The organism is Actinomycetospora sp. (assembly GCF_036497585.1).
GTDB lineage: Bacteria > Actinomycetota > Actinomycetes > Mycobacteriales > Pseudonocardiaceae > Actinomycetospora.
This window is the reverse complement of record NZ_DASXJD010000194.1, coordinates 1-9,605: the sequence shown is the minus strand read 5'-3', so window position 1 is coordinate 9,605 and position 9,605 is coordinate 1. Positions and strand designations below refer to the sequence as shown.

The 9,605-nt window shown below is 77.5% G+C and carries 11 protein-coding genes; 1 reads left to right on the top strand and 10 read right to left on the bottom strand.

Annotated elements, in window-relative coordinates:
- A partial coding sequence (locus tag VGH76_RS18570) for an HAD-IC family P-type ATPase (protein WP_331558199.1) occupies positions 1-721 on the bottom strand: 721 nt, incomplete at its 3' end.
- Positions 722-752: 31 nt separating this feature from the next.
- Positions 753-1,775 carry a zinc-dependent alcohol dehydrogenase gene (locus VGH76_RS18565; protein ID WP_331558198.1) on the bottom strand — a complete coding sequence of 341 codons (1,023 nt, stop codon included), beginning with the start codon at positions 1,773-1,775 and terminating at the stop codon, positions 753-755.
- Positions 1,776-1,964: 189 nt separating this feature from the next.
- Between VGH76_RS18565 and VGH76_RS18560 the strand changes: the two genes are divergently transcribed.
- Complete coding sequence (locus tag VGH76_RS18560; RefSeq protein WP_331558197.1) at positions 1,965-2,879, top strand: alpha/beta fold hydrolase; 915 nt, start codon at positions 1,965-1,967, stop codon at positions 2,877-2,879.
- A gap of 174 nt (positions 2,880-3,053) precedes the next feature.
- On the opposite strand, the gene VGH76_RS18555 is transcribed toward VGH76_RS18560, so the two are convergent.
- From VGH76_RS18555 to VGH76_RS18520, 8 genes are all read right to left on the bottom strand, one after another.
- Complete coding sequence (locus VGH76_RS18555; protein WP_331558196.1) at positions 3,054-3,452, bottom strand: hypothetical protein; 399 nt, start codon at positions 3,450-3,452, stop codon at positions 3,054-3,056.
- Between the two features lie 3 nt (positions 3,453-3,455).
- Entirely contained in the window at positions 3,456-4,202 is a 747-nt protein-coding gene (locus VGH76_RS18550; protein ID WP_331558195.1) for an STAS/SEC14 domain-containing protein, read from the bottom strand.
- A 71-nt stretch (positions 4,203-4,273) separates the two neighbouring features.
- Positions 4,274-4,852, bottom strand: a complete 579-nt coding sequence (locus VGH76_RS18545; protein WP_331558193.1) for a hypothetical protein — start codon at positions 4,850-4,852, stop codon at positions 4,274-4,276.
- A gap of 52 nt (positions 4,853-4,904) precedes the next feature.
- A complete protein-coding gene (locus VGH76_RS18540) occupies positions 4,905-5,882 on the bottom strand; it encodes a M48 family metalloprotease (protein WP_331558192.1) in 978 nt (325 codons plus the stop codon).
- A gap of 12 nt (positions 5,883-5,894) precedes the next feature.
- Complete coding sequence (locus tag VGH76_RS18535; protein ID WP_331558191.1) at positions 5,895-6,251, bottom strand: BlaI/MecI/CopY family transcriptional regulator; 357 nt, start codon at positions 6,249-6,251, stop codon at positions 5,895-5,897.
- A gap of 40 nt (positions 6,252-6,291) precedes the next feature.
- Entirely contained in the window at positions 6,292-7,284 is a 993-nt protein-coding gene (locus VGH76_RS18530; RefSeq protein ID WP_331558190.1) for an Acg family FMN-binding oxidoreductase, read from the bottom strand.
- Positions 7,262-8,758, bottom strand: a complete 1,497-nt coding sequence (locus tag VGH76_RS18525) for a hypothetical protein (RefSeq protein WP_331558189.1) — start codon at positions 8,756-8,758, stop codon at positions 7,262-7,264. Before VGH76_RS18525 ends, VGH76_RS18530 begins: the two co-directional genes overlap by 23 nt.
- Positions 8,759-8,835: 77 nt before the next feature.
- Positions 8,836-9,605, bottom strand: a 770-nt coding sequence (locus VGH76_RS18520; protein WP_331558187.1) for a GAF domain-containing protein, incomplete at its 5' end; no start/stop codon positions are given.

The following is a 9,605-nucleotide window of genomic DNA, read 5'->3' as shown; positions in this document are numbered from 1 at the left end:
CGCGCTCGCGGACGTGCCCGGTGAGGGCGGCGATGCGGCCGATCTCGGTGTGAGCGCCGGTGCCGGTGACGAGCGCCCGCGCCGAGCCCACCGTGCACGTCGTCCCGCGGAACACCAGGTCCGGGGCCTCCAGCGCCGGGCCCGGCGGGTGGGTGCCGGCCCGCCGCTCCACCGCGACCGACTCGCCGGTCAGCGCGCTCATGTCGACCTCGACGCCGCCGGAGACAAGCCGCCCGTCGGCGGGCACGGCCGCGCCCTCGGCGAGCAGCACGACGTCGCCGGGCACGATCTCCGCCGCGGGGACCTCCCGGGCCACGCCGCCGCGCAGCACCCGGGTGTGCGCCGGCAGGTACGCCTCGAGGGCGGCCACCGCGTGCTCGGCGTGCTGCTCCTGCCAGAACGCCAGCCCCGCGTTGAGCGCGATGACCACCACGACCGCCGCGGCGAGCACGGGCGTCCCGGCGAGCAGGGCGAGCCCCGCGGCGGCCCAGAGCAGCAGCGCCAGGGGGTGGACCAGCTGGCGCCCGAGCGCGCGGGGCCACGCGGGGCCGCCCCGCACCGGCAGCGCGTTCGGCCCGTGCACCTGCAGGCGCCGCGCCGCGTCCCGCTCGTCGAGGCCCTCGGGCCGGGAGTGCAGTTCGTGCCAGAGCCGCTCGAGGGGCGCCCCGACGTCGACGGCTGCCGGGGGGTCCCCGCGCCGGCTGCCGCGTGCGGCGGTCACCGGCCCGGTCCGCCCGGGGCCCGGGCGGGCATCAGAACTCCAGGACCAGCCGTGCCGGGACCCGGCCGGCGAGGACGTCGTCGATCGCCTCGTTGATCTCGTCGAGCTTGCGGGTCCGCGCGATCACCCGGGTGCGGCCCGCGGCGTGCAGATCGAACACGTCGGCGAGATCGGCGCGGGTCCCGACGATCGACCCGATGACGGACAGGCCGCCCAGCACGGTGTCGAAGATCGGGAGCTGCATCGTGCCGTCGGCGGGCAGCGCCACGCAGATCAGCCGCCCGCCGCGACGCAGCGCGCGGAACGCCTGCTCGAAGGATTCCGACGAGGTGGCCAGCGCGATCGCGACGTCGAGGCCCCCGAGGTCGCGGATCGCCTCCACCGGGTCGTCGTCACGGGCGTCGACGACGACGTCGGCGCCGAGCTCGGTGGCGAGCGCGAGCTTGGCGTCCTCGACGTCGACCCCGACGACGATGGCCCCCGAGATCAGGGCGTACTGGATCGCGAGGTGGCCCAGTCCGCCGACGCCGAAGACCCCGACCCGTTCGCCCGGGGAGACGTGGGCGTTCTTGACCGCCGCGAACGTCGTCACGCCGGCGCAGGTCAGCGGGGCGGCGTCGACGGGCGAGACGATCGACGGGACGGGGACGGCGAAGCGCTCGTCGGCGAGCGCGTACTCCGCCCAGCCGCCGTCGGTGCTGTAGCCGGAGTTCTGCTGGGCCTCGCAGAGGGTCTCGTGCCCCGAGACGCAGTAGCGGCACCGCCCGCAGGCCGACCCGAGCCAGGCGATCGAGACCCGGTCGTCGGGGCGGCGGACCGCGTCACCGTGCCCGACCTCCTCGACGATGCCGACGCCCTCGTGCCCCGGCACGAACGGCGGCTGCGGCTTCACCGGCCAGTCGCCCCGGGCGGCGTGGATGTCGGTGTGGCAGATGCCGCAGGTCTCCATGCGCACCAGGACCTGCCCCGGGCCGGGCACCGGCTTCGGCAGGTCACGGATCTCGAGCCGGGCGCCCAGGGCGGGCACCACCGCGGCGCGCATGGTCGTGGTCATCGGGGGTTCCTCCGGAGGGTCGCGGTCGACGGGCACCGTCCGGCACCGTGCCCGGGACCACGGGTGGCGCCCAGGGCACCGCGTCCTGCTCCGGAGGGACTGGCGGCCCGTCGGTGAAGGGCCGAGCGTCGTGGGCGGTCCGGCCCCGCGGCACTGGGCGCAGTGACGCACGTCACCCACCGTTGGCACATGACGAACGGGGCTCCGGGCGGGAGCGGCGGTCGGCGGCGGTCGGTGCAGGTCGACGGGCGGAGGGTGGTGTGGTGGGAGCGCGGCAGCGGCCCCGCCGTGCTGTTCCTGCACGGCTGGGCGCTGAGCCCGGCGTCGTACCGCGAGACCCTCGAACGGCTCGCCGCCGGTGGTGCGCGCGTGCTGGCGCCGGCGCTGCCCGGGTTCGGGGACTCCGCGGAGCTGCCGGAGCCGCAGGTCTCGCTCGGCGGCTACGCCGCGCACCTGGCGGCCTGGCTCGACGTCATCGGCGTGACCGAGCAGGTCACGGTGGTCGGGCACTCCTTCGGGGGCGGGGTGGCGATCCGGCTGGCGCACGATCATCCCCGCCGCGTCGACCGGCTCGTGCTGGTCAACAGCATCGGCGGCGCGGTCTGGGCGGCCGACGACTCGGGCTCCCGGCTGATGTCGGAGCGGCCGTGGTGGGACTGGGGCCTGCACCTGCAGGCCGACCTGAGCCCCGCGCGGCAGGCCGGGCGGGTGCTGCCGGTGGTGCTCGCGGACGCCGCGACGAACGCGCTGCGCCACCCGCTCGCGGTCTGGCGGGTCGCCGAGCTCGCGCGCACCGCGGACCTGCGGGCCGAGCTCGAGGAGCTCGCCCGCCGACAGCTGCCCGTGATCGTGCTGTGGGGGCGCCGCGACCAGGTGCTGCCCGCCGCCTCGCTGGCTGCGATCCGGCTCGCGCTCGGGGACCCGACGGTCTACGTCGTGGAGGGCTCCCACTCGTGGCTGCTCAGCGATCCGGCCGCGTTCACCGAGGTGATGACCAACGTGCTGGCGGGTGAGGGCGCGCTGGTGCCCCAGGCCCCCGTCGGGGACCCGGACCTGCGCGACCCCGGGGCGCTGGACCCCGGCGCCCTGGAGCCCGGCGCGTAGGCCGCCACACTCAGCCCTGGCGCAGGCGACGTCCGCTCCAGCGGCGCACCCGCACCCGCAGCGGCACCGTCCCGGCTCCGGCGGTGGGCCACCGGTCGGGCGCGGCACTCGGCGGGGTCGAGGGGATCGGCCACCCGGCCGGGCGGGGAGGGGGTCGCGGACACGGGGTCCTCCTCAGGATCGGACGCGGAGGCCGACGGCGGCGAGCAGGACCGTGGCGAGGGCCAGCACCAGCGGCTGGAGCGGGTCGTAGCGGTGCATGAGCAGCAGCTCGGCGGCGATCCAGCCGACCTGCAGCAGACCCGCCGCCGCAGACACGGCCGCCGCCCGGGCGGTCTCGCGCACCTCGAGGACCACCGCGGCGAGCATCGGGACCGCCACGACCAGCAGCAGCGCGACGCCCGGGACCAGCCAGGACGCGAACGGCGTGCCCTCCAGCCAGGTGTCCGGCATCCCGATGGTGCCGGTGAGCAGGCCGATGCCGCCGTAGACAGCGCTGAGCCCGAGCACGATCTCGACGCCGATCGTCACGGCTCGCAGCAGGACCGGTGCGGCGCGGACCGGGGTGGCCACGGGTCAGCCCACCCGGACCGGGGCCACGGCCGCCCACCGGACGGCGTCGTCGATGTGGTCGAAGCGGCGCACCTCGGGGTGCAGCACGGTGCCGGCGACCCCGGCGGCGAGCTCGACACCCGCTCCGGGCACGACCAGCGCCACCCGCCGGATCCGGTCCTGGTGGCCGGCGACGAAGCGCAGGTGGTGGAGCAGGCCCGAGACGTTCTCCCAGCCAGGGAAGGCCGGGGCGTGCAGGACGAGACCGGGCAGCTCGGCGTGGGTGGCCAGCCAGTCGTCCACCTCCGCGAGGATCAGGTCGACATCCTCGCGCCGCAGCGGGCCGTCGAGCTCCGCGACCACGACGCCGTCGTCGCCGCGCAGGTGCACCCGCGCGAGCTCCCCGGGGAGGTCGGCGAGCCAGGCGAGCGCGGCGTCGCGCTCGGCAGCCCGGAACACCCGGACGTGGGCCGGGAGGAAGAAGGTGGTCAGCCGCGTGGTCCGGGTGACCCACCCCAGGTCGGACACCACCGCGCACGCGGCGAGCAGGCGCAGCGCGCCGAGGCCGATCCGGAGGTCCTCCCACACCGCGGCGGGCGTCATCCCGGTGAACGTCTCGTCGACTACGCACAGCATGCGCAGCCGGCGGTGCTCGCGCGCCGCGGCGTCGAGCAGGGGCACCACGACGTCCTCGTAGTCCCCGCGCGTCACGGTGCCGACGGGCCGGACGGCGTCCACCCCGGCCGGGACGTCGAGGTCACGTTCGATCATGCGTCCAGTCCACCCGCGACGACGCCGCGGCGGCACGGCCGCAGGTCCCGAGGTCGGGGGCCGAGGGGCGCTCAGCCCTCGTCGCCGGCCGGGTGCGGCGGGCGGGGGAGCGGGGTCGGGCTGAACTTCCCGGTCCAGGCCGCGCGGGCCCCGGAGTCACCGATCTCGTAGGTCGTCGTAACCGATCCGACGGCGACCACGACCGTGAGCACCGCGAGCACGACGGTGAGCACCACGCCGCCGGGGGCGCTCGCGCTCCGGGGCCGTGCCGCGTGCGACGCCACCGCCGCGCCCGGACCCTCGGTCCGGGCCGCGCGCGCCCGGCGGCCGGCGAGGACCTCGCGGGCGGCGAGCGCCACCCCGATCACGGCCAGGCCGATCGCCCAGGGCAGCAGGTAGTCTCCGAGCTGGGTGTGCTGCTGGAGCAGCGGGGTCGACGGCAGCCGGCGCTCGAGCCACTCGCCGGCGTCGGTGGTGAGCGGTACCGAGACGAGGGTGACCACGGCCAGCACCCCGCCCACGACCGCCAATCGCGGTCGCGCCGCGGGCCACAGCGCGACGAGCAGCAGCACGACGGCTGTGAGCGGGACGAGCACGACGACGGCGTGCACGAGCAGGATGTGGGCGGGCAGCCCGTTCACCGTGGTCACGGGGCTCCTCTCGGTCGGCCTCTACTACGACAGTGTAGTAGCAGCGTTCCGGTCAGGCCCGGGGGACCGCCCGTAGCAGGTCGCCGAGGTCCCACGCGGCGTGCGCGGCCCCGGCCGCCGCCAGCGCGACGAACGTGAGGAGCACGGCGCCGGCCACGAGAGCCGGGGCGAGGTGCGCCCCGGGGTGGCGGGCGCGGTCCCACCCGGCGAGCAGGGCGCCGACCCGGCGGGGCACCGGTCCGCCGGTGGCGCCCAGGGCCGGGTCGAGGAGGACGCGGCGGGGTCCGGTCGGGCGGGACCGGCAGGCCCGCGCGGCCAGCGCCGCCCGCCCCACGGCCCGCGCCACGAGCCGCCGGTCGGCCACGCGGCGGGCCGCCGCCTCGTCGGCACAGCGCTCGGCGCCGTAGACGACGTCGCACCACCACGGCGCGAGCAGCGGGTTCAGCGCGATCGCGAGCGCGGCCACCGCGAGATAGCGGTGGTGGGACCGGTCGAGGTGCTCCTGCTCGTGTGCGAGGACCGCGGCGCGCTCCTCGTCGTCGAGCGCGGCCCACATCCCGCGGCTCACCACCACCCGGCCGGGATGCCCCGGGCGCGGCGCGGTGGCCACGGCGAACACCTCCTCGTCCTCCACGAGCAGGACGCCCGGGACGGGCGACGCGTCGCCCTCGGCGACGACGGCCCGGGCCAGCCGGTGCCGCCGCGCCCGGGTACGGACGGTGCGCACGAGACGGGCCAGGGCGAGCGCGAGCAGGACCGCCGCGACCAGCCCGGCCGGGAGCGCGGCGGGGTCGGTGTGCCCGTCGGGCGAGGTCAGCGGTCCCTCGTGCACGAGGTCCGAGGCCCCGGCGGCGACCAGCAGCCCCAGCGACGCCGTCGTCGCGAGGGCGAGGGCGGCCATCGAGGTCGTCAGCAGCACGAGGACGGGCCGCGGGTCGAGCCGGTCGGGCAGCCCGCGCAGGGCCGCGGCCACGCCCGGCAGCGCGACGGCCAGCGACAGCAGCCAGGGCAGGTACACCGCGAACCTCACGGGCTCACCGCCTCACTCGCCGAGCAGGCGGCGCAGCAGCGCCTCGTCGGCGTCGGAGAGATCGTCGACGAAGCGGGCGAGGACGGTGTCGCGCTCGGCGCTCGTGTCGAGGACCTGGCTCATCCGGCGCGCGACGAGACCGGCCTGGTCGCTCACCGGCCGGTAGGCGTAGGCCCGGCCGCGGCGCTCGCGCTGCAGGACCCCCTTGTCGTGCAGCCGCGCCAGGATCGTCATGACCGTGGTGTAGGCGAGGTCGTCACCGAGGGCGTGCTGGACGTCCGCCGGGGTCAGCGCCTCGGGCGAGGCGTGCAGCACCGCGAGCACGGCGGACTCCAGCTCGCCCCGGCCCCTGCCCCGCTCGTCGGCCATCGTCCCCTCCCGCTCCCGGCGACGACACCAGCGTAGTAGTTCACGGCTCCTCGGTGAGCACCGCGTGCAGCGGGCGGCGCGGAGTGGGTGGGATCGTGCCGGCGTCGGGGAGCCGCCACCCGACCCGCAGGGCGATGACGGGCACCCGGTGGGCGCCGACGCCGAGGTGGCGCACGTGGTCCCGGGTCTCCGGCAGCTCGAAGGGCGCGCTGAACGGGGTGACGCCGAGGCCGACCGTCTCGGCCTCGAGCAGCACCGCGCTGAGCGCCTCGCCGGCCCGGACCAACGACACCGTGTCGTCCGAGGCGGCCGCGATCAGCAGGATCTGGGAGGAGTCGCGGACGTCGAGGCCGGCCCGGGGCCGGTCGAGGGTCCCGGACGGCATCCACCGGATGTCCACGTCGCCGTAGGTCACCGCGGGCGTGCCCGGCCGGGACGCCGCGGGGATCCCGTCGTGGGCGCCCGCGAACCGGTGCGTCCAGTGCTGCAGCTCGGCGGCGTAGTCCTCGCGCTCCCGCAGGGCCCGGTCGGCCTCGCGCGCCGCCTCGAGCACCAGGCGGCGGGTGGCGCCCACGGCCAGGTGCAGGGTGCCGCCGGCCGCGCGGGCGGCGTCGGCGAGCCGCTCGACGATCTCGGGCCCGATCTCCTGCCCGGAGAACCGCCGCCGGTCGGTGCGGCGGGTGGTCATGGCGGCGAACCACCGCCGGGTCCGGGCGTCGGCGACGTCGCCGGGGACGATGGTGACACGGGCGAGCGGATGCTCGGGGTCCTCGTCGCTGCCGTGCCGGACCTCCGCGCGCCACCCGGCGACGGCCAGGGCGATGACCAGGTGGTGCAGCGCGCACCCGCAGCCGAGCAGCACGCTGCGGGCGCCCGCGTCGGTCGAGGGCAGGCGCCGGGTGCGGTCGGCCCGCAGGTCGAGGACGTCGTCGTGCAGGGACCAGTGCCACGGCTGGGTGTTGTGCTCGGAGGGCGCGAGCAGGGCGTGGGCCACGGCCTCGCGCAGGGCCTCACTGATCGCCGTGTCGCTCATCCGGTCCTCCACTGTCGGTGCCGTCGGTGCCGTCGGTGCCGTCGGTGCGGTGCGCGCGGCTCATCGGGTGCGGGGCGGGCCGGGACGTCCGGACCGTCGGCCGGGACGCGCTCGGCCGCGGGGCGGCCCGGTCGGCGCCGGTCGGCAGCACGCGGGGCCGCGGGTCGGCGGAGCCGGAGCCCACGAGGACCGCCGTCGACCCGGTGCGGGTCCGCGAGGACTGCGGGTCCGAGCTCGTGGGGACGACGGACCCCCTGCCCTTCGTGGGTTCCGTGGTCTCCGTCCCGTCGCTGCGCGACGAGCCGGGGTGCGACGGCCGCGACGTGTCTCCGGAGGAGGTGCCGTCGGAGGACCGGTCCGTGGACGACGGAGCGGCGGTCGAGGCGCTGCGGTGGGCCGAGGAGGCCGTCGTCGCGTGCGCCGCGGTCGAGGTCGGCGCGGTCGCGGTCGTCCGTTGCGGGGAGTCGCCGGCCAGCGTCTCGCGCACCGGAGGCGTCGCCGCGTCGCCCTCCCCGCCGGACACGGGGACGGGGACCACGGGGGCACCCGGCACGGCGGCGACCTGCGAGGGCAGCGCGAACGGGTCGATGGTGGCGTTCCCCGGGAACCCGGCCGGCGCGCCGGCCGTGTGCACCACGAGCCCGCCGAGCGCGAGCGTCCCGGCCAGCGCGGCCGCGGCGAGCGTGCCGGCCAACGGGTGCGACCGAGGCGCCGTCGGGGGTGCGGCGAGCCGGGCGACGACCTCGGCGGTGCCGGGCCGGCCCGCCGGGTCGGTCGCGGTCATCGCCCGCAGGACCGGCCGCAGCGGGTCCGAGTGGTGCAGTCGGCCCGCGGCGGCGCGCAGCAGACACCCGAGCGCGAAGACGTCGGTGGCGGGCGAGACCGACGGGGTGGGTGCCCGCTGCTCCGGCGCCGGATGGGGCGGGGTGGTGCGGTGGTGGGCCCACCGGTGCAGCCACTCGTCCACCCCGAGCCCGGTGAGCGTCACGCCGCCGGGCCCCCGGGTGACCAGCTCGGCCCCGAGCGCGCCGTGGGCGCACCCGTGCCGGTGCAGCGGGACCAGGGCCGCGGCGACCTGCGCGCCCAGCGTCCGCACCTCGTCGACCGGCAGCGGCCCGGTGGCGAGGTCCTCGGCCAGGCACGTCCCCTCGAGCCGGGGGACGACCAGGTAGAGCACCCCGTTCTCGACGCCGCCGTCGAACACCTCGGCGAGTCCGGGCCCGTGGTCCTGACGGGCGCTCATCGGCAGCGTCGTCTCGAGGGGCGATTCCCCGCTCGGCGGCACCGCGATCAACGTGGTGACGGCGCGGCGCAGCAGCTCGTCCCGGGCACGGTGCTCGCAGCGGCCGGGGCCGCGGCGCAGCACCTGCTCGAGCCGGTAGCGGCCCGCGACCACCGGTCCGTGGCGGTGCTCGCAGGCGAGGGCCTCCTCCGGGGACGGCCTCGTCGTGCTGCCGTCGCTGGCCCCCCTCATGCGTGGCCTCCCTCGTCGCGTCCGGCTCCGGGGACGAGCGTGGCGGGGGAGGGCCGGGCCCGGTCAGGGGCGAACGGTCACGGTGCCCGGGCCGGAGGGACCTCCCTGCCGGGCAGCGCGGCGCCGTCGCCCGCCGCCCGGTCCGCCGAGGGGGCCTGCCACACCGCGCGCCGCAGTTCCCGGACGAGGGCGTCGAGCTCGTCGACCTGGGCCAGCACCCGGTCCCGGGTCGGGACGTCGGCGGCGGAGGCGGCGCTGGTCAGGGCGGTGCCCACGCGCAGGAGCCGCTGCAGGACCCGGGTGTTGAGGTCTGCGACCAGGGCCTCCCGGTCCTCGACCCGGCGCAGCGCCTCCCGGTCCGCCCGGCTGCGGGCCACCGTCAGGGTCGCCGAGGCCTGCACCGCGAGACCCTCGACCAGATCGACATCCTCGTCCTCGAACGGGTGCGCCCGGGCGTCGCGGACCAGCACGAGCACCGAGTGGGTCCCGTCCCCCGCGATCCCGTCCGACAGCCGCACGGCCAGGGCACTCCCCGCCGAGGGGGCCACCTCGAGGAGCTGGTCGGCACGGGGGTCGTCGGCGACCGAGGAGACCACGATCGCCTTCCCCGAGGCGAGGGCGGCGCCGGTGATGGTGTCGTCGTCGGGGAAGCGGCGGCCCTCGAGGGCCGCGAGGACGCCCGTCGCGCACGGGATGGCGACCGAGGTCGGGTCCAGGTCGTCCACGGTGGAGATCACCGCGCCCTCGGCATCGGCGAGCGCGAGGGCCTCGTCGAGCAGGTGGCGCAGGCCCAGCTCCGGGTCGAGGGACCCCGCCAGCAGCCGCCGGCTCAGCTCCGCCGCCGCCG

Coding starts and splice junctions, on each gene's coding strand:
- VGH76_RS18565 (WP_331558198.1), bottom strand. CDS start 1,775: ATGACCACGACCATGCGCGCCGCGGTGGTGCCCGCCCTGGGCGCCCGG.
- VGH76_RS18560 (WP_331558197.1), top strand. CDS start 1,965: ATGACGAACGGGGCTCCGGGCGGGAGCGGCGGTCGGCGGCGGTCGGTG.
- VGH76_RS18550 (WP_331558195.1), bottom strand. CDS start 4,202: ATGATCGAACGTGACCTCGACGTCCCGGCCGGGGTGGACGCCGTCCGG.
- VGH76_RS18535 (WP_331558191.1), bottom strand. CDS start 6,251: ATGGCCGACGAGCGGGGCAGGGGCCGGGGCGAGCTGGAGTCCGCCGTG.
- VGH76_RS18530 (WP_331558190.1), bottom strand. CDS start 7,284: ATGAGCGACACGGCGATCAGTGAGGCCCTGCGCGAGGCCGTGGCCCAC.
- VGH76_RS18525 (WP_331558189.1), bottom strand. CDS start 8,758: ATGAGGGGGGCCAGCGACGGCAGCACGACGAGGCCGTCCCCGGAGGAG.